This is a genomic window from Mycobacterium sp., from assembly GCF_050700595.1.
Classification (GTDB): Bacteria; Actinomycetota; Actinomycetes; order Mycobacteriales; family Mycobacteriaceae; genus Mycobacterium.
Window position 1 is genome coordinate 1 of sequence record NZ_JBOHHI010000072.1, and the last position, 26,817, is coordinate 26,817.

Below are 26,817 nucleotides of genomic sequence, written 5' to 3' on the forward strand. Positions count from 1 at the left end.
GGCATCGCGCAGCCGCAACGCCGCGCGAGGGCCTTCCCGCACGAGCTGTCCGGCGGCGAACGCCAGCGCGTGGTGATCGCGATCGCGATCGCCAACGATCCCGACCTGCTGATCTGCGACGAACCGACCACTGCGCTGGACGTCACCGTGCAGGCGCAGATCCTCGACGTGCTCAGAAAAGCTCGCGACGTCACCGGCGCGGGTGTGCTGATCATCACCCACGACCTGGGTGTGGTGTCCGAATTCGCCGATCGGGCGCTGGTCATGTACGCCGGGCGTCCGGTCGAGATCGCAGGAGTCGACGAGCTTTACCGTGACCGTCGGATGCCCTACACCGTCGGGTTGCTGGGTTCGGTACCGCGACTTGACGCCCCGCAGGGCACCCGGCTGATTCCGATCCCGGGTGCGCCGCCTGCAATGACCTCGCTGTCCCCCGGGGCATGTCCATTCGCCCCCCGTTGTCCGATGGTGATCGACGAATGTCTTTCTGCGGAACCCGATCTCGTCACCATTACCGACGGCCACCGGGCGGCGTGTATCCGCACCGACGACGTCGCGGGGCGCAGTGCGGCCGAAGTCTTTGGCGTGTCAACGCAACCAACACCGATCGATACCACCGCCGGCGAACCATCGGTGGTGCTGCAGGTGACCGATCTTGCCAAGACCTACCGGCTCACCAAGGGTGTGGTTTTGCGCAGGCAGATTGGTGAGGTGCGTGCGGTCTCTCGCGTCAGCCTCACCCTGGAACAGGGCCGCACCCTGGGCATCGTCGGCGAATCCGGTTCGGGCAAATCGACGACGCTGTCCCAGATTCTCGAACTCGCCACACCAGAGGCGGGTTCCATCGAGATTCTCGGCGCCGACGTCGCGGCCCTCGACTCAGCCGGTCGCCGTAAGTTGCGGACCGAACTGCAGGTGGTGTTTCAGGACCCGGTCGCGTCGCTGGACCCCCGGCTCCCGGTGTTCGATGTCATCGCTGAACCATTGATCGCCAACGGGTTTGACAGAATTCGGTGTGAAGAGCGGGTTGTCGAGCTGCTGGCGATCGTCGGGCTGGACCGCGCCGACGCCAGCCGCTATCCGGCCGAGTTCTCCGGTGGCCAGAAGCAGCGGATCGGTATTGCGCGGGCGCTGGCACTGCAGCCGAAGATTCTTGCGCTCGACGAGCCGGTGTCGGCGCTCGACGTGTCGATTCAGGCCGGGATCATCAACCTGTTGCTGGACCTGCAGGTGCAATTCGGCTTGTCCTATCTGTTTGTCTCGCATGATCTCTCGGTAGTCAAACATCTGGCACACCGGGTTGCGGTGATGTACCGGGGAACGATCGTCGAGCAGGGCGATGGCGAGCAGGTATTCACCAACCCGCAACACGAGTACACCCGGCGACTGCTGGCGGCGGTCCCGCGGACGCACCGCGGTGTGGCCGGTGGTTAGCACCGTCCGGGTGACGCACCCGCCGATGGTTCGCTGGCTTGCGCTGGTGGCGCTGGTGGCTTGTTTGACCCTCACCGCCTGCTCCGACGGGTATCGGGATGTGCCGGAGACGCGGGCCGCGCGGGTCGGCACCACCAGCGACATCAGCCCCCGCGACCCTGCGACGCTGCGCGACGGCGGAAACCTGCGGCTCGCGCTGACATCCTTCCCGCCGAATTTCAATGAATTGAACATCGACGGCAACACTGCCGACGTCGGTTCGATTGTCAGCCCGACGCTGCCGGGGGCGTTCATCACGCAGGCCGACGGGTCGCTGAAGCTCAACACCGACTACTTCACCGGCGCCGAATTGACCAGCGCCAACCCGCAGGTCGTCACCTACACCATCAATCCGAAAGCAGTGTGGAGCGACGGCGCCCCGATCACCTGGGAAGACCTCAAAGCGCAGGTCGACGCGTGCAGCGGCCGCGACAAGCGGTACTTGATCGCCAGCCGGGCCGGGTTCGAACGGGTGAGGTCCGTGGCCAGGGGCGTTGACGATCGCCAGGCGGTGATCACCTTCGCCAAGCCGTACGCGGAGTGGCGCGCGATGTTCGCCGGCGGTATGCAACCTCGCAGCATGACGGCGAACCCGGGCGTCTTCAACACCGGCCAACTCGATGCTCCCGGGCCGTCAGCCGGACCGTTCATCGTGTCCACAATTGACCGGTCCGCGCAGCGAATCGTGCTGACCCGCAATCCGCGCTGGTGGGGTGCCGTCCCGCGGCTGCACTCCATCACGTTTTTGGTGCTCGACGCCACCGCCGTCATCCCCGCCCTGCAAAACAACGCGATCGATGCTTCCGGCGTGGGCACGCTCGACGATATGGTCACCGCCCAACGCACCCCCGGAATCGTGATCCGGCGTGCGCCGGCCCCCACCTGGTATCACTTCACCTTCAACGGCGCACCCGGATCCATCCTGGCCGACGAGAAGTTGCGGCTGGCGATCTGCCGAGGCATCGACCGCCAGGCCATCGTCAACGTCGTCCAGCACGGCCTGACCGGCCACCCGGTGCCGCTGGACAACCACATTTTCGTCGTCGGCCAAGTGGGCTACGAAAACAACAGCGCACCAGCAGCTTACGACCTCAACCAGGCGCGCAGTGACTTGGACGCGTTGGGTTGGAAGCTCAACGGAACGGTGCGCGAGAAGGACGGCAAGCCGCTGGTCATCCGTGATGTGTTCTACGACTCGCCATCCGCCCGCCAGATCGCCCTGGTCGCCCAGAACAATTTGGCACAGATCGGGGTCAAGCTGGTGCTCGACGTCAAACCGGGCACCGGATTTTTCAACCAGTACGTAAGCGTCGGCGACTTCGATATCGTCCAATTCGGCTGGGTGGGTAACGCATTCCCGCTATCTGCGCTGCCGCAGATATACACCTCTGATGGTGACAGCAATTTCGGCAAGGTCGGCAGCCCCGAAGTCGACGCCGGGATCGATCAGACGCTCTCCGAGTTGGACCAGGACAAGGCACGCACGCTTGCCAACCAGGTCGACAGGATGATCTGGCAGGAGGGCTTCAGCCTGCCACTGTTCCAGTCGCCCGGCGACGTCGCGGTGCGCAGCGATCTCGCCAACTACGGTGCGCCCGGACTGGCCGACGTGGTGTATACCGCGATCGGTTTCACGCGCTGACATGTTGTGCCGCGAAGGTGCATTCCACGACGCGTTTCGACAAACCCGTCGGTAGTTGCACTTTCGCGGGACTCGTCGAAGCGTTAAGCGCTCAATTCGATCCGGTGCGCACTCTTGACTCCGCCATAGCGGGCGGGGGTGCAGGTCAGCACGATGACCTGCCCGTCGGCGCCCAGGGTGTCGAACACCTCGCTCATCTTGGCCAGCCGGTCGGGGTCGGTGAAGCCCAGCGCGTCGTCGATCAACACCGGGACGGCATCTTCCTTGGCAACCAGCGCCGCGCCGGCCAGCCGGGTCAGAATGCCGAGCTGCTCCTTGGCCCCGCCCGAGAGCGATTCGTAGGGCACCGTGCAACCGTCGAGCGTGCGGTTGCGGATGCGCAGATCGCTGTCGACGTCGACGTCGAAGCTGGGCCCGAAGACTGGACGCCCCAGCCGCTGCAGCTCGGCTCGGAACGGTTCGACGTAGCGCAGCCGGGTGCTATCGCGGTGGCGGGCCAGCACCGACCGCAGTAGTTGTACCGCGCGGGCTCGCCGCTGCACCCGGGTGTACTCGCTTTGGGCGTGTTCGTGTTTCATCTCCGCCGCATCCAGCTTCCCCTGACGCCCCTCGGTGCCGAAGACGGCGAGTTCGACGGTGATCTCGTGCAGTGCGCGGGCGGCCTCGTCATGGCGGACACGCAACGTTTCGGTGGCCCGCTCGGCATCGGCGAGTTCGGCGGCCACCACGTCGGGTGCGACGGCGGTGAGTTGTTCGGTCAGGTCGGTAACGCGTCGGTCGGCGGTCTGTGCGGCCAGCAGATCGGCGTTGGCGGTGGCTGCCAGGTCCTCGTCGGCGCAAGAGGCCCGCTGCTTGGCCAGCCGGTCAGCGGCCACCGCGAGCTCGACGTGTTGGGCGTTCGCCTTGTCCCGCGAAATCGTTGCGCGCGTTGATGCGTCGGTGAGCTTGCCTGACGCTGCGGCCGCGACCCTGCGGTGGTTCTCGCAGTCTTTGGCGGCTTGGATACGAGCCGCCTCGGCTTGGTCGAGTTCGACGCTGTCCGTGCTCACAGTGCCGAGACCGGCACGCACCTCGGCCAGTCTCGAGCGCAGGTGGTCGATCTCGTTGTCGGCGCACAGGCCCGCCAGGGTGGCGGTCAACTGGTCGCGGCGATTCTCCAAATCGCGGCGCCGTTGGTCGGTGTTGCGCGCCGCCGCCACGTCGTCGACCCGCCCGGCCACCAGTGCGGCGGCCAGTTCTTGTTGTGCTGCAGTCAATTCGGCTTGAATGTCCACTGCGGTTGCACCCGGGTTGAACCGTGCGGTGAGTACACCGGGAACGGCGACCTCGGTGGCGGCACTGACGGGCGTCGACCAACTCTGGCCGGCGGGCAGCGAAATCCGTCGATCTTCGACGACAAGCTCGATATCGGCGGCAGCGGTCAATTCGACCGTCGCCGAGAGCAACCCCAGCTGAGCTTCCGCCCGGTCGACCGCGGCTGCGGCCTGCTCGATCCGCTGCAGCATCGCCGCGGTGAGCGTGATCGCTGAGAGCTCTGACTGGATCTGATCGCGGTCGCGCTGGACGGCGTCGATCTTGGCCAGCCGGGCCGCCAACCGCTCGGCCTCCTGCTGACGGGACAGCTGCTCGGCTCGCTGTTCGGCGGCCGCCAGTACCCGCTCGGCCTCGGTGACCGCGGCGTCAGCCGCTGCGGCGACCTCCCCCGCCGTCGACTCCGCGTCGGTGGCCTCGCTGGCCTCAGCCTGCAGAGCAGCCACCGCGGCTGTGCGCGTGTCGATTTCGGTCCGCAGCCGCGTTCGCTCGGTGTGCACGGCCGTCGACGCGGCGCTGGTTGCACTCGCAGCGGCAGCTATCAGCTCCGCCTCCCGCAATTGCTCGGTGAGCTCCGCAACTCTGTCGGCCGCGGATCGGGCGGCGCAGCGCCGCGTTTCGGCTGTCTGTTGCTGCTGCGACAATTCGGCCAGCTCGGTGGTCAGGGCGGCGTGCCGGCGCACCCGATCGTCGACCTCGGCGACCGCGGCCGCACACAGCGCTGCGTCTTCTTCGGCGTCACGCAGCGCGGCTATCGCGGCACCCCATTCCCCGGTTGGCCGTCCGGTCGGGGTGAAGTAGCGGGCGTACTCGTTATCGATGCGTTCGATGAGCAGCGGCTCGCCGCCTGACAACGCGGCCATGTCGCCGGCGGCCGCATCGAGGGCCCGCGACAGCGTGTCACAACCGGACAGCTCCACTGCCGCCGTCGATGCCGCCTGCAGCACCCGTTGGGCATGCCAGAGTTCGGTGTCGACCGTCTCTGCCAGCATTGCCCGTACCCGGTCATGCGCCTCATCACCGGTCAGCTGTTCGCGGTGCGGCGCCAGCACCGTCAACTCGGTCTCGCATTTCTTGTGGAAGCGCTTGCGGTAGACGAACCGGTAAGGGCCGGTGCTGATTTCGGCGGTAACCTCCGACCCGACGTCGGCGTGAGTGGGTTTGACCTGCTTGACGTCCTTCTTCGTGGAGCGGTCCTTGGATTCCAGCAGCAGATCCAGCGCCTCGATCATCGATGACTTGCCCATCTCGTTGGCGCCACACACCAGTACCACACCGTGGTCGGGGAAGTCGATCTCGCGGTGCCCGATGCCGCGGTAGTCGGTCAGGACCAGCCGGTGCAACTTCATGCCGCACCCCGGTCGGCGAGCCGCAGCAACAGCGCCAGCGCCGCCTGGGCGTCGCCGGCGGTCTCGCCATCCCCGCCACGTGCTGTCGCAACCAACTCCTCGACGGCCGCGGCGGCGAAGCCTCCGATGCCGAGGTCGTCGAACTCCCCGTCGCCGGGCATTACCGCCAGGTCGGTGTGCCGGTCCCAGCAGTCCAGCCAGGCGAACAATCGGGAATACCTGTCCAGGCAGGCGTCCAGAGCGGCGCGGTCGGTGACCGTCAGCGTGCCGACCAGAGCCAGCCGCACGACCGTGCGGTCCTTGTCGGCGATCAAGTCCAGGTTCAGGTCCAGGTCGGCGATGTCGCGGCTGTTGTCCACCTGATGGCGCAGGGTCAAAAACCGCCACCGGCCGACGCGGTTGGCTTCGACGGTGACGGCGCGCGTCGGATCCGTCTCGTCGATATCGACGACCAGCACATGCCCGGGGTTGGGCTCGATGTCGTCGAAATTGGTGACCTCCGGTGAGCCCGAATACCAGACCCGGCCGCTGCTGCCCACGTCGGTGACCGAATGCTTGTCGCCCAACGCCACGTAGTGGATCACGCCACGGGCCAGCGCGTCGTCGAGCGCGGCCAAATCGATCAGCGCGGGCTTGCCGGGATCGGGGTCGAGCGCGTCGACGCCGCCGTGCGCGACGAGAACCCGGGTGACTCCGTCGGCAGGCAGTCCGTCGAGCACCTCACCGGCAAGATCGGCGGTCGGTGCTTTGGACCGCCACGGTGCGGCGACGATCTGCAGGCCCGGGCGCACCTCGTGCACCCCGGCCCGGTCCAGCACCACAACGTTGTCCGGGCATTCGGCGGTGAACAGTGCGCCGGTGTACACCGACGACGCATCCAGCGGATCATGATTGCCCGGCAGCAGGTAGACCGGAATACCGATGGCGCGCATGGCTTCCAGCGACTGGCTGATCACCTGCGGAGCCAGCTGGTTGTGCTCGAAGACGTCACCGGCCACCACCACGAACTCCGCGCCGACCTCGGCGGCCAGAGCGCCGAGCCCCGCCACCGCGTCGCGGCGGGCAGCCGAATACCGCGGCTGGGCGTCGCCGGCGAGGAAGTGACGGGTCATGCCGAGTTGCCAGTCGGCGGTGTGCAGAAACCGCATGCCGATCCCGTCCCTTCCTTGTGGCCTCTGATGAGGCAAGGCGAGTCTAGGACCGGGCACCGACATGTCCGGGGACCTCGATCGGCAGGTCCGGATCGGGGGGCCGGCTGCGGTGTCCTACCGTGGGTCGCATGAGTGGTCCACGCCGCACTCTGGTGCTACTGCGGCACGCAAAGTCCGCGTACCCGGACGGGGTCGCCGACCACGACCGGCCGCTGGCTCCGCGGGGCATCCGAGAGGCCGGGCTGGCCGGTGATTGGCTGCGCGCCAACCTGCCCGCCGTCGACGCCGTGCTGTGCTCGACCGCCACGCGCGCCCGGCAAACCCTGCGGCGCACCGGCGTCGACGCTCCGGTGCGCTATGCCGAGCGACTCTACGGTGCCAGCCCCGACACGGTAATCGACGAGATCAACAGAGTCGGAGACGACATCACCACGCTGCTGGTCGTCGGGCATGAGCCGACGTTATCCGCGGTGGCGATCGGCCTGGCCGGCGCCGACGGCACCGATGCTGCTGCGGTCGAAGGGATCTCGGCGAAGTTCCCGACGTCGGGTATCGCCGTGCTGAGCGTCCTCTGCGAGTGGGAAGACCTCGACCACGGCGTCGCCGCTCTAGTCGATTTCCACGTGCCGCGTTAGTTCCTGGATCATCCTGAAAGTCACCGACGCCGGCGCGGGCGCCACCGGCTTTGTCAGCAGGGTGGACTAGCCTTGGCCAACTATAGTACTGATACATCTACTATAGTACGGGTTAACCAACTATAATTTGGGCGGAGATTGGAGGTGTCTAATGGAGCTGAACCGGCCGTTCGCGACTGTGACACCGACGTTGGACGGCGACGTCTTGGCGGTCCTCGCGACGCACGACGTCACGTTTACCACTGGGCAGATCCATCGCATCCTGAACGGCTTCTCAGAAGAAGGTATCCGCAAGGTTCTCTCACGCCTCCTTCTGCAAGGCGTGGTGCTGGCCGATCGGGTGGGTAACGCATTCGCCTATCGGCTCAACACCGAACACCTGGCGGCAGAGCCGATCCTGGCGCTGGCAAAGCTGCCGAATACCTTCCTGGCCCGACTCGAACGGCAACTCAGCAACTGGGAGCATCCCCCGATATATGCGGCGGTATTCGGGTCCGTCGTACGCGGCTCGATGACCGTGCACAGCGATGTGGATCTCTTCTTGGTACAGGACGACCACACGCCGCAACCCTTGTGGACGCGCCAAGTGAACGACCTCGCCACGATGGTCAGTAGGTGGACTGGTAACGACGCTCGCCCTGTCGAGTACACAATCGCCGAGCTTCGCGCTGCTCGCACTGAGCCAATGGTGCGCGACGTTCTCGATCACGGTCTCACCGTCGCGGGATCGAGGGCATGGCTACTGAAGCAGATCCGACCGATCCCGAAGGGTCGCAAGAGTCGATGACCGGGCGAACAAAGACTTGCTCGGAGGCTATCCGGCTAGGACGGCTGAAGAAAGCCACAGAGTTTCTTGATGCCGCACTCTGCATCGAGGATGAGACTCCAGAGGCGTCGATGAACTTGCTTGTTCTCGCGGGGATCGCTGCGGCGGACGTCATATGTTGCTCCCGACTCGGAAAGTACGCGGTAGGCGAGAATCACAATGAGGCAATCTCACTACTCGCGCAGTCGGAGCCCAGCGTGGAGAAGCACCTGCACACCCTACTAAATCTGAAGTCGAAGGTGGCCTACACCCACCAGTCAGCCAGTACCACCGAGCGCAAGAAAGCCAGACGCGCGGCGGAGGCGCTTGTTGAGGCCGCGCGTCGTGCCTCTATGCCGCGCAGTCGTCGGAAGGGCTAACGAGCAATCTGGAACTTCCCCCAACAGCGTTCGCCATCATGTCGACTTATGCCACCAAGCAGAAGCCAGGGTCGTACTCCAGAACCCGATCGCAGCCGTGGCGTCTGTTTCGCGAAGCCGCTAGGAGTTCGCGCGCTAGGAGTTCGTGGACAGCGTCAACTCCATGAGCTTGATCCCCTGGGCGCACGCGTCGATCCCGGGCGCCTGCGGGTTGACCCACCAGCCGACCACACCTGCGGCGTCGCTGGCCACCCCGCACGAACCGTTCGGGTCGTTCGTCCGCATCACGATCGACTGGACACCGGAGATGGAACGGTTCTCGATCTGGTACTTCAGTCCCTCGGCAACCTTGCGCTCGTTGTCCAGACTGCCCTGCTCGAACCAGAACCGGGTGATGTCGATCAGGCCCGCCGGGTTGGCGGCCTGCCAGCGGCAAATCGCGCCGACGAAGGTGCTCTGGATATCGAGTGGATCGGCGCCAACCGTCTTGGCCAGAATGTCAGTGGTCAAGACCTCGCACTCCTTGAGCAGGTTCGGGTACTGCTGTTCGGAATTGTTGTTGCGCTGGACATCACCCGAGCCAGCCCTGACCGCGCTGCCGCCCACCGACCTCGTGCAGCCGGTCGCCACGGCCAGCGCGGTGAGAACCACGGACACACCGACAAGCACCTGGTGACGCACCGGACGACTCATTTCGAGTTCGCAATCGACTGACGTGTCAGCTCCCTGGCCACGTCGCACGGATCGGGAAACGGTTTCTGACTGAAGTTGACCGACCATTCGATGAAGTCGTCGGAGAACTGGATCCCGATCTCGCACAGCGAGTCGCCCAGTGTCGGCTCGTTGCCGATGGCGATGAAACCGCCGTGGCCGTCAATGTTGATGTCATTGACGCTGGAGCGCGAGAGCTCCTCGGTCTTGCGCTCCCGCCCGATCGGGCTGCCCCGGTACCACGAGAAGGAGAAGTGCGGGCCGAGGATACCGCCGCCCGCCAGCCACTGACAGCCCACAGAATTCTGAGCGGTATTGACCAATCCGGTCACCCTGGTCAGTTGTGTCACCGTCTGGTCGCTGATGCCGCCGCATTGCGGGAAAAACGGTCCGTGGTGTCCCTCCGAGGAAGCCGGCCCTGACGACTCCGTCGACTGAGATTGGCTGGAGCCGGAATCGGAGCATGCCGCCACCGGGATCAAGGTCGCTGCCGCCAGGGCCAGCGCCGCCACGTTGCGCCGCACCGTTACGCGCGCCTTCTGCTGGTCACACGATGCACTGTAGCGGCAACCCCCAGGTCAACCACCGACACCACGCTGACCAGGGCTTTACTACGCGCCTGCGGGCCCGAAGCCTGCATCGATGTGCGACAGTTACCAGATGCTCCTGGCACTGCTGCGCCAGTACATCCGACCGTACCGATCGCTGGTCGCGGCGCTGATGATGCTGCAGCTGGTCAGCACGCTGGCGTCGCTCTACCTTCCGACGCTCAACGCCTCGATCATCGACGACGGAGTCACCAAGGGTGACACCGGCATCATCGTCAGGCTCGGCGGGGTGATGCTCGCGGTCACCGCTTTACAGGTGCTGTGCGCGGTGGGCGCGGTCTACTTCAGCTCACGCACCGGGATGGGATTCGGCCGGGATCTGCGCTCGGCGATGTTCCGTCACGTCACCACGTTCTCCGCAGACGAGACCGCCCGGTTCGGCGCTCCGTCACTGTTGACCCGCACCACCAACGACGTGCGGCAGATCCAATTCCTTGTGCAGATCGCGTCGACCGTGCTGATCACCGCGCCGATTATGTGCGTCGGCGGAATCGTCATGGCCGTCCACCAGGACGCCGGGCTGTCCTGGTTGCTGATGGTGAGTGTCCCGGTGCTGGCCGCGACCAACTATTGGATCGTGTCGCGCGTGCTGCCGCTTTTCCGCAGCATGCAGCAGCTGATCGACGCCATCAACCGGGTGATGCGCGACCAGCTGTCCGGCGTCCGGGTGGTCAGGGCGTTCGCCCGGGAACGCTTCGAGCGGGACCGGTTCGCTTCCGCCAACCGCAAGCTGTCCAATACCGCGCTGACGGCCGGCAATTGGCAGGCGCTGATGCCGCCGGCCACCACGTTGACGATCAACGTGTCCAGCGTCGCGGTGATCTGGTTCGGCGGTTTGCGCATCGACAGCGGAGCGATGCAGGTCGGCTCACTGCTCGCTTTTCTGGCGTACTTCATGCAGATCCTGATGGCCGTCTTGATGGCGACGATGACGCTGATGGTGCTTCCCCGGGCCGCGGTGTGCGCCGAACGAATCAGCGACGTGTTGTCCACCCGCCCGGCGGTCACCAACCCCGAACACCCGGTGCGCCCGCCGCGCGGCATTGAAGGGATACTGCGCCTCGACGGTGTGACATTCCGCTATCCCGGCGCGGATCAGCCTGTGCTGCACGATGTCTCGCTGGTCGCTTCACCCGGGACCACCACGGCCCTCGTTGGGAGTACCGGGTCGGGTAAGTCGACGCTGGTGTCGCTGATCTGCCGGCTCTACGACGTTACCGGCGGTGCTGTGCTCGTCGACGGCATCGACGTGCGCGACTACGACATCGAGCAACTATGGTCGGCGATCGGGCTGGTACCTCAACGCGGCTACCTGTTCTCCGGCACGATCGCGGACAACCTGCGTTACGGCAGCGCCGACGCCACCGAGGACCAGATGTGGGAAGCGCTGCGGATGGCCGGCGCCGAACGTTTCGTGCGGGCCCACGACGACGGACTGCAGATGCGAGTGGCGCAGGGCGGCATCAACTTCTCCGGCGGACAGCGGCAGCGGCTGGCGATCGCCCGGGCGGTGATCCGGCGCCCGGCTGTGTATCTGTTCGACGACGCGTTTTCGGCGCTCGATGTGCACACCGATGCCAAGGTCCGCGGGTCGCTGCGGGAAATCGCTGCCGCCGCGACGGTCATCATTGTCGCGCAGCGTCTTTCGACGGTTGCCCAGGCCGACCAAGTAATCGTCATCGACGATGGACGTGTGGTCGGGGCGGGAACCCATGAATCGTTGCTGGCCAGTTGCCCGACCTACATCGAGTTCGCCGATTCGCAGTCGCTGACCGCCGGCGTCGGAGGCCAACCGTGACCGCCGCGACAATGCCACCGATCCGCGGTGCGGGCCGAGCCCCCACACAACGGTCCCGCGACTTCACGGGATCGGCGGTCCGCCTGATGAAGCGTCTGACGCCGCACCGCGGGCCGGCCGCAGCGGTGATGGCGCTGGGGGTCTGCGGGACCGCGATCGGTGTTGTCGTGCCACGGATCCTCGGCCACGCCACCGATCTGCTGTTCAACGGTGTGATCGGGCGGCAGCTCCCCGCCGGGATGACCAAGGCACAGGCCGTCGCAGCCGCCCGGGCGCGTGGAGAGGACACCTTCGCCGACCTGTTGTCCGGAATGAACCTGGTACCCGGGAAGGGCGTGGACTTCGCCGCGGTCGCACGGACGCTGGCGCTGGCGTTGATCCTGTACCTGGTTGCCGCACTGTTGATTTGGGCACAGGCGCGGCTGCTCAACGTTACCGTGCAAAAAACGATGATGGCGCTGCGCTCCGACGCCGAGGACAAGATCCACCGGCTGCCGCTCGCCTATTTCGACGGTCGGCAGCGCGGTGAACTGCTCAGCAGGGTCACCAACGACATCGACAATGTCCAAACGTCGATCTCGATGATGATCACTCAGTTGCTGAGCGCGTTCCTGACGGTCACGGCGGTGCTGGTGATGATGCTGTCGATCTCGCCGCTGTTGACCCTGATCACTCTGGTGACGGTGCCGCTTTCACTGCTGGTGATGCGGGCGATCACCCGGCGCTCGCAGCGGCTTTTCGTGGCGCAATGGGCCAGTACCGGGCGGCTCAACGCCCACATCGAGGAGACCTACAGCGGGTTCACGCTGGTCAAAACGTTTGGCCACCGTGACCAGGCTCAGGCGCAGTTCCGCGAGTGCAACGATGAGGTCTACCAAGCAAGTTTCGGTGCGCAGTTCGTCTCCGGTCTGGTGTCGCCGGCCACCATGTTCATCGGCAACCTCAGCTACGTGGCGGTCGCGGTGGTGGGTGGTCTGCAGGTGGCGACCGGACAGATCACGGTGGGCAGCATCCAGGCGTTCATCTCCTACGTCCGGCAGTTCAACTCACCGCTGAACCAGGTCGCGACGATGTATAACGTGCTTCAGTCCGGGGTGGCCAGCGCCGAGCGGATATTCGACCTGCTCGACGAACCCGAGGAGCCACCGGACCGCCAACTGCAACCGCTGCCGCTCAACGGCCAGCGCACGAACGGAAGGGTGGAGTTCTGCCAGGTGAACTTCGCGTACCGCCCGGGCACCCCGGTGATCGAAAACCTGTCGATGGTGGCCGAACCCGGCAGCACCGTGGCGATCGTCGGGCCGACCGGAGCGGGCAAAACCACACTGGTGAACCTGCTCATGCGGTTCTACGAAGTCGACTCCGGCCGGATCCTGATCGACGGCGTCGACATCACGTCGGTGAGCCGTCATGCGCTGCGGTCGCGCATCGGCATGGTGCTGCAGGACACCTGGCTGTTCGGCGGGACGATCGCCGAGAACATCGGCTACGGACGCCCCGGAGCGAGCGAGCAAGAGATCGTCGACGCGGCCCGGGCAGCGCATGTCGACCGGTTCGTGCACACGCTGCCCAACGGCTACCAGAGCCGAATCAGCGACGACGGCGGCAACATCAGCGCGGGCGAGAAGCAATTGATCACGATCGCACGGGCCTTTCTGGCCCGTCCTCAGCTGCTGATCCTCGACGAGGCCACCAGTTCGGTGGACACCCGCACCGAGCTGTTGGTCCAGCACGCGATGTGCGAGCTTCGCCGCGGCCGGACGAGTTTCATTATCGCCCACCGCCTTTCGACTATCCGGGATGCCGATCACATTCTCGTGATGGAAGCCGGCAGGATCGTCGAACAGGGTAATCACGCCGAATTGCTTGCCCGCCGGGGCGCCTATTACGCCATGACACAGGCCTCGTAATCGGCGGTGCCCGCGAGTCCGACGTAGAGCTTTAGCGAATCTCACACCGCCGCCCGTGCGCCCGCGTACACTGCCGTCGTCCGGGATGTTTGCCAGCTGTTCAAATAAGGGCGGCCGGGGCCCATCCCTTGCGTCGACCGGCAAGGTGGCGGCATGGGCAGCGGTGAACGCGTGTTCGTTACGATCTCCACAATATCCGCTATCACGGCAGCGCCATTCTTGGCGATCGCGCACGCGGAGTCTTTCTATCAGTTTCAGTCCCCATCGGGAAACATCGACTGTGGTATGGGCATGCTTGGCGGTGCCGCCTACGCCAGCTGCGAAATCAGCGACCATACCTGGGTGGCGCCGCCGCGCCCGGCTCGCTGTGAAGGAGCCTGGGGTGACCGTGTCGAAATCAACCAGGGCAACACGCCGGCCCTGGTCTGCAGCTCAGATACGTTGCGTGGCAGCGGGTTGCCGACGCTAGACTACGGCAGTAGACATTCCGCCGGGCCGATCACCTGCGACAGCGAGCTCGCGGGTGTTACGTGCACAGACGCCAGCACCGGTCACTTCTTCAGTCTCGCAAGAGATTCCTATGTCCTGGAATGACAGCGTCAGGGCGGTAGCAGTTGCAGCGGCTCTGGGTGTTGCCGCAATAGCAGTTGCTGCTCCTGCCCATAGCGAGGGTCCACAAGTCGGGTCCTCCTGCATGAGCAACGAATTGAACATGACAACGACATCAAACACAGGCCTGCCGGTTCGCTGCTTAGCTGACGACCAGCAGGGCTACATCTGGTCGACGAATACGACAGCCACCCAGGACCCGTGGGTAGCCGGCCAAATCGCCTGGGCGGCATGCCACCAACAGGGACATAGCGACGCGCAGTGCCGCACCATTCTGGACGGCGGCTAGACCCACAGCGGGTGTTTAGCGCAGGTCGACTCCGGCCAGCAGGTCGGTTTCCCAGCCGCGGCTATCCCGCGGTCCGGCGCTGCCGGCCGCGAGGATGTAATGCTCGTTGGTCGAAATCGGCAGCGCGATGTTGTTCGAGAGCGCAAAGGACCGGCCATCGGGCGCCAACGTGAGCTGGGTGGCGTGGGCGGCCAACGCCGCAAGCTTGGCTGCCAGGTGCTCGCCCGCTTCGATGGCGGCGTCGATGTCGCCGTCGGGATAACCGAACCCGGCCTCGCCGGCGTCGGCAAATCTGATCCACTCGGGCGGGACGTCGCTCAGGGCGTCGAGACCGGCCTGCAGTGCGCCGGCGGCGAAGACGGTCCAGTAGAACTTCGGGACGCGCCACGCGCCGGCCGCGATCGCGGCCGCAGTGACACGGTGAGTTTGTACGTGGTCGGGATGGCCGTAGCCGCCGTTGGGGTCATAGGTGACGACGACGTGCGGACGCATTGCGTCGATGATCGCGACCAGTTCGTCGACGGCGTCGTCTCCGGCATCCACGAACGCCGGGTGATGCCTCCGTGGGGTACCGGCCATGCCGGAGTCGCGCCAGCGGCCGGGACCGCCGAGGAAGATCGGTCCGTCAACGCCAAGGGCGTTCAATGCTTTGGTCAGCTCACCGATCCGGTACCCGCCGAGTTGGTCGGCATGGTCGACCGCGAGTAACGCGTAACGGTCGCCGATGACTTCGCCTTCTTCGCCGAGGGTGCAGGTGACGACGCGGACGTCGGCCCCTTGGGCGACGTAGTGCGCGATGGTGCCACCGTTGGTGAGGCTTTCATCATCGGGATGCGCATGCACGAAGAGCAGACGAGGCTTTTCGGAAGGCGACACCGCTGTAACTCTATGTCGCCGACCGGTGAAAAGCGGATGCCTTAGAGTTCCGGGCCCTCCGCGCGCAGGTCGTCGACGGCCGACATGGCGTCACGCAGCTTGGCCAACCACTCCTCGGTGTGCTCACCGACGAGTTTGACCGACCAGGCCAACGCATCCGAACGCGACCGGGCTACGCCGGCGTCGACCAGGGTGTCGAGCACCTGACGCTCAGGCTGCTTGAGCCGAGTCATGACCGGGACCGCGATGTGGGTGAACAGGATCCGTTCGCCGCCGACCTCGACACCCCAGGAAACCTTGCGGCCGTAGCGGTCCTGCGCCTCGTCGGCGATGTTCATCCGCTCCGGCCGGGTTTCTTCGCGGAACCGTGACACCCGGCCCGACGCGCGGGCCTCGCTTTCTTCTTTCTCTGCCTTCTCCGGTTCGGGCAACTTACCGATGACCGTTATCTCCTCGCGGTCAACGACGACGGCCGGATCGCCGTCGAACCAGGTCTCGGGCAGGCGTCCGGCAAACCACTCGGCGGCGCCGCCGGCATCGGGCTGCTGAGCTTGCTGCCAGCCGCCGGGGCGGCCGTACCGCCCATGTAGATGGTGTCTCATGATTACATGATTACAGCATTACCTCGTTTATGGAAGAGTGGTTCGCCCCCAGCGAACACCCGTCCCGCTGACAGCGCTGCCCCGGTTCCGCAGCTACCGGATGCGGGCTGACAAGCGCCGGTCGAAATACCGCTCGGCGCGGCGAAAACCGTTGAGAAAACCGTTGATGTGACGCGCTTGGCGTTGTAGCGTTACCACCGAAGCAGGCTCGGAAGTGACTGATCCAAAGTGCCGGTATTAGGGGTGATAGGCCGGCCGCGCAGGATAAGTAAGACGCGACCCCAGTGTCCTCCGGGCCTGCCTCATATGTGCCGTCGATTAACCGGCTACGATTCCGCCGCCCCTTCGCCGCGCCGAGCACGAAAGAGCTTCACCTCGCCCTTTATCCCCTTGAGGTGACGCGCGCCGGCGAACGACCAGCTAAATCCGGCGACGTCACCGAGCGCCTCCTGCGTCGATTCGGCGACCAGCACCGCGCTGGGCCGGGCCGCCGCTGTCACTCGGCTCGCCACGTTCACCGGACTGCCGAACCAATCGCCGGCCCGGCTGATCGCCATCCCGGAGGCGACCCCCGCCCGCAGCCGAAGAAAATCATCGTCGGTGTCGGTGGTCTCGACGAGCTTCAGGACGACATCCAGCAACGGCCCCGGGTCGGTGCAGACGAACATCACCGCATCGCCGATCGTCTTGATGAACCGCACCGGCGGGGCAGCCACATCGCGGGCGAGATCCGCCAGCCGGTTGGCGAGTTGCTCCAATTCCTCAGGCGGCACCGCCTCGCCCAGGCGGGTGAAGCCGACCAGGTCGGCGAAGGCGACGCTGACCTCTCGGGCGCCCGGGAGCGCGCTGCCCGCCGCACGTTCACTGGCGTTGACGACTTCGGTTTCCATCTGGTGCCGGAGCTGCAACAACAGCATGTCCTGGATCATCGGGCCCAGCAGCGGAACGATCTGGCGCACCATCGCCTCGGATGCCTGCGCGACCTGCAGCTCGGTAAAGCCAGGCTGCAGCACCGCGGCGAGTGCGGTGTACCGCATTACCTCCGCCGCATGCGATAGCCCTTCGGCCAGCAGCCGCCCGACCGTGACCACCTGGTCGGCGCCAAGCCCGATATCGATGAAAGGCTGACCGCTGACGGCGGCCTCCGCGTCGGCCCGCAGGTGCACGACCGCATCAGGGTCGTCGATCGTGGGCAGTCCGACCGCACGTTGCAAGCGCTGTAGCAGCCCAAGGTCGATACCGTGTGTTTCGCTGATCTCGCGCGCCGACACGTACGTGCCGTCGTCACCCATCAACCGGCCCGCGGACAGCAGCATCGGGGCCGCAGCGCCCCGAATCCGTTCGACGCTGAAGCCCCGCTTGAGCAGCCACTCGATCAGCTCGGCGCGCTCGGCGCGCGCGGGGCCCTCCAGGCCGTCGAGCAACTCTTCGATGTCCGCCACGTCGCCAACATACCGGCGCGTCATCATGGGAGCCGATGACCACCGCGCTTCTCGAGGGATTTCCGCCTGTCGTCGACGACTCGGCCCGGTCGCTAATCGTCGGCTCGTTCCCCAGCGTCGCATCGCTGGCCGCGCGCCAGTATTACGGAAATCCGCGAAATGCATTCTGGTCGATCACTGCTGACCTTCTCGGGTTCGACGAGAGCGCCTCCTACCCAACGCGGCTGGCCGCTTTGCGGTCGCATGGGATAGCGCTGTGGGATGTGCTGCACAAGTGTCGCCGTGTCGGCAGCGCGGACTCCAAGATCGACCGTAACAGCTTGGTAGTCAACGACTTTGCGCAGCTGTTTGCCACCCATCCGGACATCACGAAAGTGTTCTTCAACGGTCGTACAGCGTCCACGCTGTTCCACAGACTGGTCCGCGTCGACCGGTTGCTCAGCTGCCAACTGCTGCCGTCCACCAGCCCGGCCCGCGCGATGCGGCCCGGCGAGAAACTGGCCGCCTGGCGGGTGATTGCGCAGTCATGACACCGGCGGACGCCGGTGCGCCCACGGTCGCGCTGCCTCGATCTGGGCGGACAGCGCCAGCAGCGTCGCCTCACCGTACGGTCGACCGACCAGCTGCACCGACACCGGCAGCCCGTCCTTGTCGAATCCCCACGGCACGGCGGCGGCGGGCTGGCCGGTCAGATTCCAGATCACGAAAAACGGAACCTTGGCCGTTGCCAGCAAGAATGACGAGACCGCGCCGCGGCGCTGGTAGGCGCCGACGCGCGACGGGCCGCTCGCACAGCCCGGCGTGACGACGACGTCGACATCGTCGAAGATCGACTGGATCCGAGCGGCCACCGCCGCCTCGCCGGCGCGCACCGCTGCCATCCGCCGCTCGGAGAACACACTGCCGATGCGCGCCATGGCACGGGTCCGTGCCTCGAGCCGCTCGGGGTGCGGCAGCGAGCGAAAATCGTCGTAGATACCCCGGAAGTAGCGTGGCAGGCAATGCCCGAGCACGGCCGACGGCGGATAGTCGGGCTCGCGAGCGATGACGTGGTGGCCGAGATCTCGCAACAGTGCGCCCGCCTGGTCCACTGCCGCCCGCTGAGCCGTGCCGAGCCGGCCAACCAATGGCGGTGGGACCTTGGTGCTCAGCGCAATTCGCAGGCGACCCGGGTCCCGCGTCGCCGCGGCGACGAACCCGCCGTCGGGAGCCGGCAGCGTCGTCGTCGCGTCCAGGAACAACGCCGCGTCGGTCACCGACCGCGCGATCGGCCCGTTGACGCTCAGCCCGCACCAGGCGTCGTCGTGCGGCGCCACCGAGACCCGATCGCGCTGCGGTTTCAGGCCGAACAGGCCGCACCAGCCGGCCGGGATACGGATCGAGCCGGCACCGTCGGAGCCCAGCGCCAGTGGGGCAAGCCCGGCGGCCACCGCGGCGCCGCTGCCGCCGCTGCTGCCGCCCGGCGTGCGCGAGATGTCCCACGGGTTGCGGGTCGCACCGAACGTCACCGACTCGGTGTAGGGCAACATCATCAACTCGGGCACCGCCGTCTTGCCGAGGATCACCGCGCCGGCGCCGCGCAGTGCGCGCACCACTTCGGCGTCGCGGGCTGCCCCCGGGCCATGCGCGCTGGTGCCGTAAGTCGTAGGCTCTCCGGCGATGTCGACGTCGTCTTTGATCGCGACCGGCACACCGAGTAGCGGTAGACGTTCACCGGCATCGAGACGCCGCTGGGCGGTGTCGGCCTCCTCACGCGCGGTGTCTGCCGGCACGACCCGGTAGCACCGCAGCTGCTGATCCAGCCGGGCGATGCGTTCCAGGTAGACCTCGAGCAACGCCGGTGCGGTGATGGCGCCGGCGGCCAGCATCCGGGCCTGCGCGGCCGCACCGGCGAAGGCCAGCTCACCAGGGTCCACGTCAAGGCAGACTACTGGGATGGACGACACGCTGTTCGACCAATTGACCGAGGATCAGCTCCGCCGGCGCAAGACGATCAAGTGGAACTACTTCGAGCCCGATGTGCTGCCGCTGTGGATCGCTGAGATGGACTTTCCCACCGCACCGGCGGTGCTCGACGCGGCGCGCACCTGCGTGGCCAACGAGGAGTTCGGCTATCCGCCGTTCGGCGAGGCCAATCTGCCGACGGTGACGGCGCAGTGGTGCGAACAGCGCTATGGCTGGCCGGTGCAGCCCGAGTGGGTCCAGGTGGTTCCCGACGTGCTCAAGGGCATGGAAGTCGTTGTCAACTTCCTGACTCGGCCGGAGAGTCCGGTGGTCTTGCCCGTTTCCGCCTACATGCCGTTCTTCGACGTGCTGCGGGTCACCGGCCGCCAGCGAACCGAAATCCTGATGTCGCAGGATGGTTCGGGACGTTACGTCCTCGATCTGGAAGCACTGGACAAGGCATTCGCCGGCGGGGCCGGATCGATGATTTTGTGCAACCCCAACAATCCGCTGGGCACCGCGTACACCGCTGACGAGCTACGCGCCATCGTGGACATCGCGGCCAGCCACAACGCCCGGGTGATCGCCGACGAGATCCATGCACCGCTGGTCTACGACCGGCCCCATGTGGCGGCGGCGTCGGTGTCCGACACTGCGGCCGAGACGGTGGTCACCCTGGTGTCGGCGTCCAAGGGCTGGAATCTGCCCGGCCTGATGTGCGCTCAGGTGGTGCTGTCCAATCCACGTGACCTCGACGAGTGGCACCGGATCAACATGCTGCACAAGATGGGCGCGTCCACCGTCGGTATCCGCGCCAACATCGCCGCGTACCAGCACGGCGGCCCCTGGCTGGACGAGTTGCTGGTCTACCTGCGGGCAAACCGCGACCACCTGGCCATGGCCCTGCCCGAGGCTGTTCCCGCAGTGTTGGTCAACGCTCCGGAAGCCACCTACATGTCGTGGGTGGACTTCCGGGCGCTGAACCTGCCGAGCGAGCCTGCCGAATACCTGCTGTCGAAGGCCAAAGTGGCGCTCAGCCCGGGCATCCCGTTCGGCCCGGCGGTGAGCTCCGGATTCGCGCGGCTGAACTTCGCCACCCCGCGCGTCATCTTGGACCGGGCGATCGAGGCGATGGCCACGGCGCTGACCATCTGACGCGGCGATCGCAAGCGCGGCGCAGCCGGGCGCAGCGGGTCGCCGCGCGACCAAGCGAGCAGCTACCGTGGCCCTATGTCCTGTGTGTTCTGCGCGATCGTCGCCGGGGATGCGCCGGCCATCCGCATCTACGAAGACGACGACTATCTGGCCATCCTCGACATTCGTCCGTTTACCCGCGGCCACACGTTGGTGCTGCCCAAGCGCCACACGGCCGACCTGACCGATACCCCGCCGGAGACACTGGCGGCCATGGTGGCGATCGGGCAGCGGATCGCGCGGGCGGCCCGCACGACGGAGCTGGCCGATGCCATCAACATCGCGATCAACGACGGCCGTGCCGCCTTCCAGACGGTGTTCCACATTCACCTGCACGTGTTGCCGCGGCGCAACGGCGACAAACTGTCGGTCGCCAAGGGCATGCTGCTGCGTCGTGACCCGGACCGGGAAGCCACCGGACAGATCCTGCGCGACGCGCTGGCGCGAATCGACGCCGCCGCACAAGATTGATGTCATGGAGCTATCCCGATGGGTTGAGCAGCAGGTTGGCGGGCAGCTGCTACATCTGCATGACGCGATCTACCAAGGCACCAATGGCCGGATCGGGCACCGGGTCCCCGGAGTGCCCCCGATGTTGCTGTTGCATACGGTCGGCGCCAAGACCGGAAAGCCACGCACCACGTCGTTGAGCTATGCCCGCGACGGCGACGCGTATCTGATCGTCGCGTCGAAAGGCGGCGCCCCACGCTCGCCGGGCTGGTATCACAACCTCAAGGCACATCCGAACGTCGAAATCAACGTCGGGCCAAAGCGATTCGGTGTCATAGCGCGGCCCGTGCTGCTCGACGACCCGGACTATGCCCGGCTGTGGCAGATCGTCAACGACAACAACGCCGATCGCTACGAGGCCTACCAACGCCACACATCACGGCCGATTCCGGTGATCGTGCTGACGCCGGACTCCTAAAACAGCTCTTTGGCCAGCAGCTCGAGCGTGGCTTCCCGGGCCGGTGCGGCGGCCGGATCGGTGCCGCGCTGGGCTGATGCGACGGGGTGGACCATCACCTCGTCGACTTCGAAGCGCTGTGCCAGCGAGCGCAGCTGTTCGGCGGCCTCGGCGGGGGCGCCGACGACCGCGCGGCGCAGCCCGCTCTCCACAATGTGTTGCTGTTGCGGTGTCAGGTCGGCGTTTTGGGCGTCTTCGACGAGTTGCAACGGCCCGAGCGGTTCGCCGGTCCGCAGCCGGGCCATCATCTGTAGATTCGGCAGCATCAATGCCGTTGCCTCCTCTCGGGTTTCGGCCACCGCGGCGTTGACGGTCAGGAACGTCACCGGCGCGGCGGCCAACTCGCTGGGCAGGAACTGCGAGCGGTACAGCGCAAGCGCCTCCTCGGTTCCCTTGCCCGAGAAGTGGTGGGCGAATACATAGGGCAGGCCTTTGGCCGCGGCCAGCCGCGCCGAATACAACGACGACCCCAGTAGCCACAGTCGCGGTTCGCTCGCCGCCGCCGGGGTGGCCTTGAGCAGATAGTCACCATCGCGAAGTTGTACCCGCACACCGTGCCGGCTCATCATCGCCCGTACGTGGTCGAGGTAGTCCGGGAACTGGTCGATGTCCCTATCGTCGCGGCCGGCGGCTCCCCGCAACACGATTGACGTGACCGGATCCGAGCCGGGCGCTCGGCCGATGCCGAGGTCGATGCGGCCCGGCGCGGCCGCTTCCAGCAGCGCGAACTGCTCGGCCACCGCCAGCGGCGCGTGATTGGGCAACATCACGCCGCCGGATCCCAACCGCAGCTGCGAAGTCTGTGCGGCGAGGTAGGCGATCAGCACCGGCGGGCTGGTCGCGCCCACCGACGGCATGTTGTGATGCTCGGCCAACCAGTAGCGGGTGAAGCCCAACCGGTCGGCGATCTGCGCCAGCCGCACCGTGGCCGCCAGCGCGTCGGCGGTGGTCTGGTCGGCGCGGACCGGAACGAGATCCAGAACGGAAAGCCGCACGACGGCGTCAACACCGGCGGTCATCGGGATAGTCCTGCGATGGTCACGGCCCGGCCGAAGACGTCGTCGAGCATCTGCGGGGTCAACCGTCCGGTAAACGTGTTGTGCTGACTCGGGTGATAGCAGCCGAGTAGCACGACCTCACGGTGCCCGGCCCGCAAAGTCGCCGCCGCACCGTGGCCGAACCTCGGCTGTGGCCGGGGAACCTGGCCACCACCGGAGCGGACCATGTCCAGCACCGAGCGCCACCCGAACCCGCCCAGCGCGACGATGACCCGCACGTCGTGACCGGTCAGCCGCCACTCAGCGGTCAACCACGGCGCGCAGGTCTGCCGTTCGACCGTTGTCGGCGCATTGTCCGGCGGCGCGCAGCGCACGGCCGCCACCACCCGGGTGCCGTTGAGCGTCAGGCCGTCGGCGGCATCGACGCAGGTCGGCGAGTTGGCCAGCCCGGCCCGGTACAGGGCCGCATACAGTACGTCGCCGGACTGGTCCCCGGTGAACGCGCGGCCCGTCCGGTTGCCCCCATGGGCTGCCGGCGCCAATCCCATGACCATCACCCGGGGATGCTCAGCGCCCCAGCCCGGCACCGGCCTGCCCCAATACGGCTGATCGGCAAACGACCGCCGTTTGATCAGCGCGGACTGCTCGCGCCACTGGACCAATCGCGGGCAGGCCCGGCACACCGATGTCTCCGCGTCGAGTTCGTCGGCGCTCTCCACGGCTTCTGCCATGGCCGCCACCTGGGCGGCCGTCGAGGCCACCGGCGTGCGGGCGGTCGCGAGGTCGCCGGGCCATCCGGTACCCGGCGGCACCGGCGATTCGAACAAGGCCCCGGTACGAGGGTGTGCGAGCTTCACCGGTCTACTGTGCACCGGCGGCCAAAATCGGTCGTCGACCGGGGCGGCTGGCCACCAATGGCGCAGTCGACGAGGATTGATTCATGAACGCACTTCGCTCTCCCGGCCGGTCGACGACCGTGCCCGACATTGCCCCGCTGCTGGAGACGTTGGCGCGCGGTGTCCAGGCCGCCGACCGCAGCCGGCACCGGGATATCACCAACGCGATGACCGGCGAGCTGCTGGGACGAGTGCCGCACTGCACGGCCGGCGATGTGATCGCCGCAGCCGAGCGCGCCCGCGCCGTTCAACGCGAATGGGCGACACGCCCGGTTGCCGAGCGCGCCCAGGTGCTACTGCGCTTCCACGACCTCGTGCTGCGGCGGCAGGACGAAGTTCTCGACCTCATCCAGCTCGAGAACGGCAAGGCACGCCGGCACGCCTTCGAGGAAGTACTCGACGTCTGCATCACCGCGCGCTATTACGCGAACACGGCCGAGGAATACCTCAAGCCAAAGCGCCGTCAAGGCGTGCAGTTGGTGCTCACCGAGGTCTGGGAGCATCACCACCCGAAAGGGTTGGTCGGCATCATCTCGCCGTGGAATTATCCGCTCACACTCGGCATCAGCGACGCGATACCCGCGATCGTCGCGGGCAACGCCGTGTTGGCCAAACCCGATGACCGGACACCGTTTTCGGCGCTGTGGGCAGCTCGGCTGCTCGAGGAGGCGGGCATGCCGGCAGGTTTGGTGCAGATGGTCACCGGACCCGGGTCGGAGCTGGGCACACCGATCATCGAGCAGTCGGATTTCGTCATGTTCACCGGTTCCACCGGTGTGGGTCGCCACGTCGCCAAGCAGGCGGCCGAGCGGCTGATCGACTGCTCGATGGAACTGGGCGGCAAGAACGCGCTGCTGGTCCTCGACGATGCCGACGTCGCAAAGGCCGCATCGGGCGCCCTACGGGCAGCATTCTCCAATGCCGGGCAACTGTGCATCTCGATCGAGCGCATCTATGTGCCCAGGACGTTATGGGACGCCTTCGTGACGGAGTTCGTCGCGGCGGCCAAGGCGCTGACGCTGTCCGCTGCGCTTGACTACTCCGCGGACATGGGGACATTGATCAGCGAAAAACAGCTGCAGACCGTGACGGATCATGTCGACGACGCGGTGCGCAAGGGCGCCACCGTGTTGGCCGGTGGCCGGTCCCGCCCCGACATCGGCCCGTACTTCTACGAACCCACGATCCTGACCGACGTGCGCGAAGGCATGGAGGCCTTCGCCAACGAAACCTTCGGACCGGTCGTGTCGCTCTACCCGGTCGACACCGAGGAAGAGGCCATTGCCAACGCAAACGACAGCGCCTACGGGTTGAACTTTGCCGTTTGGACCGGTGATCCGGCCCACGGCCGGCGCGTCGCCGCACAACTGCAGGCCGGCACGGTCAACGTCAACGGGGCCTACGCCGCGGCATGGGCGTCGGTCGACGCTCCGATGGGCGGCATGAAGGATTCCGGCGTCGGGCGCCGACACGGCGAGCACGGGATCCTCAAATACACCGAGTCGCAAACGATCGCGACCGAACGGCTGTTGCCGGTGGGAGCACCGACCTGGATGCGCGCCGACAGGTACGCCCGCGTCATGACGACGGGGCTGCGGTTGTTGCGGCGGCTGCCGGGCGTCAAATAGCCGGGCAGACCGTCGGCCTCCGTAGGATCGACGTCGTGGGCGCAGATGTGTTGGCCAGCCTGATCACCGAGCTGCCGGACGGCAGGGTCGTCACCGAGCCGGCGGTGACGGAAGGCTATCGGCAGGACCGCGCCTTCGACCCGTCGGCGGGCAAGCCACTGGCGGTGGTGCGTCCGCACCGCACCGAAGAGGTGCAAACCGTGCTGCGGTGGGCCACCGAGCACCACGTCCCGGTGGTGACACGCGGGGCGGGCACCGGCCTGTCCGGCGGGGCGACCGCCGTCGACGACGGGATCGTGTTGTCGACGGAGAAGATGCGCGACATCGTCGTCGACCCGGTCACCCGCACCGCGGTGTGCCAGCCCGGTTTGCTCAACGCCGAGGTGAAAAAGACCGTCGCCGAATATGGACTGTGGTATCCGCCGGATCCCTCGTCGTACGAGATCTGCAGCATCGGGGGCAACATCGCCACCAACGCCGGCGGACTGTGCTGCGTGAAATACGGCGTCACCACCGACTACGTACTGGGCGTGCAGGTGGTGCTGGCCGACGGCACCGCGGTCCGGCTGGGCGGCCCCCGGCTCAAGGATGTCGCGGGGCTTTCGCTGACCAAACTGTTCGTCGGCAGCGAGGGCACCCTCGGGGTGATCACCGAGGTAACGCTGCGGCTGGTGCCGCCGCAGAATCCGTCGTGCACGGTGGTCGCCAATTTCGCGTCTGTGGAGGCCGCCGCCGAGGCGGTGCTCGCGGTGAGCGGACGGATCCGCCCTGCGATGCTCGAGTTCATGGACGCGGTCGCGATCAACGCGGTCGAGGACAAGCTGCGGATGGGCTTGGACCGCGGTGCGGCCGCGATGCTGCTGGCCGGCTCCGACGAACGCGGCCGGTCCGGCAGCGAGGATGCCGGGTTCATGGCCGAGATTTTCACGAAACACGGTGCGACCGAGGTCTTTTCAACTGACGACCCGGAGGAGGGTGAGGCGTTCGTCGCCGCACGGCGGTTCGCGATTCCGGCGGTGGAGGCCAAAGGCCCGCTGCTGCTCGAAGACGTCGGCGTGCCGGTGCCCGCGCTGGCCGACCTGGTCGGCGGGATTGCCCGCATCGCCGCCGAACGCGAGCTGATGATCTCGGTGATCGCGCATGCCGGCGACGGCAATACCCATCCGCTGATCGTCTACGACCCCGCCGATCCCGCGATGACCGAGCGAGCCGACCTGGCCTACGGCGAGATCATGGACCTGGCCACCCGGCTCGGCGGCACGATCACCGGCGAGCACGGTGTCGGCCGGTTGAAGCGGCCGTGGCTGGCCGGCTATCTGGGTCCCGACGCGATGGCGCTGAACCGCCGCATCAAGGACGCGCTGGACCCGCTGGGCATCCTGAACCCCGGCGCGGGGATCTGATCCGCGCTCGGCGACCGCCTGCGAGTGTGCGGTCCGGGTTTCCACTGTGCACTGAGGGGTAGGCCGTCGGCGGGCAGGCTCAAGTGATCGCTGCAACACCTGATTCGTTCGAAAGGGTGTTGCCTCGTGGGTCGTCAGATTGGGTTCCGTAGTACTGGTGTGCATCTGGACGTCGAGTCGGCGGCGTCGGTGCATG

General features: G+C 66.5%; 24 protein-coding genes. 14 read left to right on the forward strand and 10 right to left on the reverse strand.

Translation table 11 applies throughout. The features are described 5' to 3' along the window. Window positions 1-1,434: dipeptide ABC transporter ATP-binding protein (locus tag ACRDTL_RS07270; protein WP_431506037.1), on the forward strand; the 1,434-nt coding region annotated here is incomplete at its 5' end. Window positions 1,435-1,459: 25 nt separating this feature from the next. Further along, the gene (locus ACRDTL_RS07275) at window positions 1,460-3,115 is read left to right on the forward strand and encodes an ABC transporter family substrate-binding protein (protein WP_431506056.1); all 1,656 of its coding nucleotides are present in this window, start codon (window positions 1,460-1,462) and stop codon (window positions 3,113-3,115) included. Between the two features lie 83 nt (window positions 3,116-3,198). Here the strand turns inward: ACRDTL_RS07275 and ACRDTL_RS07280 are convergent, their stop codons facing one another. Further along, the gene (locus tag ACRDTL_RS07280; RefSeq protein ID WP_431506038.1) at window positions 3,199-5,775 is read right to left on the reverse strand and encodes an AAA family ATPase; all 2,577 of its coding nucleotides are present in this window, start codon (window positions 5,773-5,775) and stop codon (window positions 3,199-3,201) included. After that, window positions 5,772-6,923 (reverse strand): metallophosphoesterase family protein, encoded by a 1,152-nt coding sequence (locus ACRDTL_RS07285; RefSeq protein ID WP_431506039.1) that lies wholly within the window; start codon window positions 6,921-6,923, stop codon window positions 5,772-5,774. Before ACRDTL_RS07285 ends, ACRDTL_RS07280 begins: the two co-directional genes overlap by 4 nt. Window positions 6,924-7,054: 131 nt before the next feature. Between ACRDTL_RS07285 and ACRDTL_RS07290 the strand changes: the two genes are divergently transcribed. After that, window positions 7,055-7,561, forward strand: a complete 507-nt coding sequence (locus ACRDTL_RS07290; protein WP_431506040.1) for a SixA phosphatase family protein — start codon at window positions 7,055-7,057, stop codon at window positions 7,559-7,561. Between the two features lie 151 nt (window positions 7,562-7,712). Continuing rightward, complete coding sequence (locus ACRDTL_RS07295) at window positions 7,713-8,348, forward strand: nucleotidyltransferase domain-containing protein (protein ID WP_431506041.1); 636 nt, start codon at window positions 7,713-7,715, stop codon at window positions 8,346-8,348. Between the two features lie 533 nt (window positions 8,349-8,881). Here the strand turns inward: ACRDTL_RS07295 and ACRDTL_RS07300 are convergent. Both ACRDTL_RS07300 and ACRDTL_RS07305 read right to left on the reverse strand, forming a co-directional pair. After that, the gene (locus ACRDTL_RS07300; RefSeq protein WP_431506042.1) at window positions 8,882-9,439 is read right to left on the reverse strand and encodes a DUF3558 domain-containing protein; all 558 of its coding nucleotides are present in this window, start codon (window positions 9,437-9,439) and stop codon (window positions 8,882-8,884) included. Beyond that, entirely contained in the window at window positions 9,436-9,981 is a 546-nt protein-coding gene (locus ACRDTL_RS07305; protein WP_431506043.1) for a DUF3558 domain-containing protein, read from the reverse strand. Before ACRDTL_RS07305 ends, ACRDTL_RS07300 begins: the two co-directional genes overlap by 4 nt. A 136-nt stretch (window positions 9,982-10,117) precedes the next feature. Here ACRDTL_RS07305 and ACRDTL_RS07310 point away from each other — a divergent pair, with 136 nt between their 5' ends. The 4 genes from ACRDTL_RS07310 (at window position 10,118) to ACRDTL_RS07325 (ending at window position 14,671) form a co-directional block, all read left to right on the forward strand. Continuing rightward, a complete protein-coding gene (locus ACRDTL_RS07310) occupies window positions 10,118-11,863 on the forward strand; it encodes an ABC transporter ATP-binding protein (protein ID WP_431506057.1) in 1,746 nt (581 codons plus the stop codon). Between the two features lie 11 nt (window positions 11,864-11,874). Beyond that, complete coding sequence (locus tag ACRDTL_RS07315; RefSeq protein ID WP_431506058.1) at window positions 11,875-13,773, forward strand: ABC transporter ATP-binding protein; 1,899 nt, start codon at window positions 11,875-11,877, stop codon at window positions 13,771-13,773. A gap of 153 nt (window positions 13,774-13,926) precedes the next feature. Continuing rightward, window positions 13,927-14,367, forward strand: coding sequence for a DUF6636 domain-containing protein (locus tag ACRDTL_RS07320; RefSeq protein ID WP_431506044.1), 441 nt, complete (start codon window positions 13,927-13,929; stop codon window positions 14,365-14,367). Between the two features lie 118 nt (window positions 14,368-14,485). Beyond that, on the forward strand, window positions 14,486-14,671 hold the full coding sequence (locus ACRDTL_RS07325) for a hypothetical protein (protein ID WP_431506045.1): 186 nt from the start codon (window positions 14,486-14,488) through the stop codon (window positions 14,669-14,671). Window positions 14,672-14,686: 15 nt separating this feature from the next. Here ACRDTL_RS07325 and mshB read toward each other — a convergent pair whose 3' ends face one another. The 3 genes from mshB to ACRDTL_RS07340 form a co-directional block, all read right to left on the reverse strand. Next, the gene (gene mshB, locus ACRDTL_RS07330; RefSeq protein ID WP_431506046.1) at window positions 14,687-15,547 is read right to left on the reverse strand and encodes an N-acetyl-1-D-myo-inositol-2-amino-2-deoxy-alpha-D-glucopyranoside deacetylase; all 861 of its coding nucleotides are present in this window, start codon (window positions 15,545-15,547) and stop codon (window positions 14,687-14,689) included. A 41-nt stretch (window positions 15,548-15,588) separates the two neighbouring features. Next, a complete protein-coding gene (locus ACRDTL_RS07335; protein WP_431506059.1) occupies window positions 15,589-16,152 on the reverse strand; it encodes a hypothetical protein in 564 nt (187 codons plus the stop codon). Between the two features lie 323 nt (window positions 16,153-16,475). After that, window positions 16,476-17,618 (reverse strand): adenylate/guanylate cyclase domain-containing protein, encoded by a 1,143-nt coding sequence (locus ACRDTL_RS07340; protein WP_431506047.1) that lies wholly within the window; start codon window positions 17,616-17,618, stop codon window positions 16,476-16,478. Window positions 17,619-17,626: 8 nt separating this feature from the next. Between ACRDTL_RS07340 and ACRDTL_RS07345 the strand changes: the two genes are divergently transcribed. Continuing rightward, window positions 17,627-18,121 carry a DNA-deoxyinosine glycosylase gene (locus tag ACRDTL_RS07345; protein ID WP_431506048.1) on the forward strand — a complete coding sequence of 165 codons (495 nt, stop codon included), beginning with the start codon at window positions 17,627-17,629 and terminating at the stop codon, window positions 18,119-18,121. Here the strand turns inward: ACRDTL_RS07345 and ACRDTL_RS07350 are convergent. Then, window positions 18,116-19,507 (reverse strand): amidase, encoded by a 1,392-nt coding sequence (locus ACRDTL_RS07350; RefSeq protein WP_431506049.1) that lies wholly within the window; start codon window positions 19,505-19,507, stop codon window positions 18,116-18,118. The genes ACRDTL_RS07345 and ACRDTL_RS07350 overlap by 6 nt on opposite strands. Before the next feature lie 19 nt (window positions 19,508-19,526). Here ACRDTL_RS07350 and ACRDTL_RS07355 point away from each other — a divergent pair, with 19 nt between their 5' ends. The 3 genes from ACRDTL_RS07355 to ACRDTL_RS07365 all read left to right on the forward strand — a co-directional run bounded on the left by ACRDTL_RS07355 (window position 19,527) and on the right by ACRDTL_RS07365 (window position 21,657). Next, complete coding sequence (locus ACRDTL_RS07355) at window positions 19,527-20,690, forward strand: MalY/PatB family protein (RefSeq protein WP_431506050.1); 1,164 nt, start codon at window positions 19,527-19,529, stop codon at window positions 20,688-20,690. A 75-nt stretch (window positions 20,691-20,765) separates the two neighbouring features. Further along, complete coding sequence (locus tag ACRDTL_RS07360; RefSeq protein ID WP_431506051.1) at window positions 20,766-21,200, forward strand: HIT family protein; 435 nt, start codon at window positions 20,766-20,768, stop codon at window positions 21,198-21,200. Between the two features lie 4 nt (window positions 21,201-21,204). Beyond that, window positions 21,205-21,657 (forward strand): nitroreductase family deazaflavin-dependent oxidoreductase, encoded by a 453-nt coding sequence (locus ACRDTL_RS07365; protein ID WP_431506052.1) that lies wholly within the window; start codon window positions 21,205-21,207, stop codon window positions 21,655-21,657. Here the strand turns inward: ACRDTL_RS07365 and ACRDTL_RS07370 are convergent. Further along, window positions 21,654-22,691: an LLM class flavin-dependent oxidoreductase gene (locus ACRDTL_RS07370; protein WP_431506060.1), complete on the reverse strand. Its 1,038-nt coding sequence runs from the start codon at window positions 22,689-22,691 to the stop codon at window positions 21,654-21,656. The two genes, ACRDTL_RS07365 and ACRDTL_RS07370, sit on opposite strands and share 4 nt — an antisense overlap. Window positions 22,692-22,711: 20 nt before the next feature. Beyond that, window positions 22,712-23,551, reverse strand: a complete 840-nt coding sequence (locus tag ACRDTL_RS07375; protein WP_431506053.1) for a uracil-DNA glycosylase — start codon at window positions 23,549-23,551, stop codon at window positions 22,712-22,714. A gap of 83 nt (window positions 23,552-23,634) precedes the next feature. Between ACRDTL_RS07375 and ACRDTL_RS07380 the strand changes: the two genes are divergently transcribed. After that, on the forward strand, window positions 23,635-25,218 hold the full coding sequence (locus ACRDTL_RS07380) for a succinic semialdehyde dehydrogenase (RefSeq protein ID WP_431506054.1): 1,584 nt from the start codon (window positions 23,635-23,637) through the stop codon (window positions 25,216-25,218). A gap of 35 nt (window positions 25,219-25,253) precedes the next feature. Next, the gene (locus tag ACRDTL_RS07385) at window positions 25,254-26,621 is read left to right on the forward strand and encodes an FAD-binding oxidoreductase (protein ID WP_431506055.1); all 1,368 of its coding nucleotides are present in this window, start codon (window positions 25,254-25,256) and stop codon (window positions 26,619-26,621) included. Window positions 26,622-26,817 lie beyond the last annotated feature (196 nt).

Coding starts and splice junctions, on each gene's coding strand:
- ACRDTL_RS07275 (WP_431506056.1), top strand. CDS start 1,460: ATGGTTCGCTGGCTTGCGCTGGTGGCGCTGGTGGCTTGTTTGACCCTC.
- ACRDTL_RS07280 (WP_431506038.1), bottom strand. CDS start 5,775: ATGAAGTTGCACCGGCTGGTCCTGACCGACTACCGCGGCATCGGGCAC.
- ACRDTL_RS07285 (WP_431506039.1), bottom strand. CDS start 6,923: ATGCGGTTTCTGCACACCGCCGACTGGCAACTCGGCATGACCCGTCAC.
- ACRDTL_RS07290 (WP_431506040.1), top strand. CDS start 7,055: ATGAGTGGTCCACGCCGCACTCTGGTGCTACTGCGGCACGCAAAGTCC.
- ACRDTL_RS07295 (WP_431506041.1), top strand. CDS start 7,713: ATGGAGCTGAACCGGCCGTTCGCGACTGTGACACCGACGTTGGACGGC.
- ACRDTL_RS07300 (WP_431506042.1), bottom strand. CDS start 9,439: ATGAGTCGTCCGGTGCGTCACCAGGTGCTTGTCGGTGTGTCCGTGGTT.
- ACRDTL_RS07310 (WP_431506057.1), top strand. CDS start 10,118: ATGCTCCTGGCACTGCTGCGCCAGTACATCCGACCGTACCGATCGCTG.
- ACRDTL_RS07315 (WP_431506058.1), top strand. CDS start 11,875: ATGCCACCGATCCGCGGTGCGGGCCGAGCCCCCACACAACGGTCCCGC.
- ACRDTL_RS07320 (WP_431506044.1), top strand. CDS start 13,927: ATGGGCAGCGGTGAACGCGTGTTCGTTACGATCTCCACAATATCCGCT.
- ACRDTL_RS07325 (WP_431506045.1), top strand. CDS start 14,486: ATGACAACGACATCAAACACAGGCCTGCCGGTTCGCTGCTTAGCTGAC.
- ACRDTL_RS07340 (WP_431506047.1), bottom strand. CDS start 17,618: ATGATGACGCGCCGGTATGTTGGCGACGTGGCGGACATCGAAGAGTTG.
- ACRDTL_RS07345 (WP_431506048.1), top strand. CDS start 17,627: ATGACCACCGCGCTTCTCGAGGGATTTCCGCCTGTCGTCGACGACTCG.
- ACRDTL_RS07355 (WP_431506050.1), top strand. CDS start 19,527: ATGGACGACACGCTGTTCGACCAATTGACCGAGGATCAGCTCCGCCGG.
- ACRDTL_RS07360 (WP_431506051.1), top strand. CDS start 20,766: ATGTCCTGTGTGTTCTGCGCGATCGTCGCCGGGGATGCGCCGGCCATC.
- ACRDTL_RS07365 (WP_431506052.1), top strand. CDS start 21,205: ATGGAGCTATCCCGATGGGTTGAGCAGCAGGTTGGCGGGCAGCTGCTA.
- ACRDTL_RS07380 (WP_431506054.1), top strand. CDS start 23,635: ATGAACGCACTTCGCTCTCCCGGCCGGTCGACGACCGTGCCCGACATT.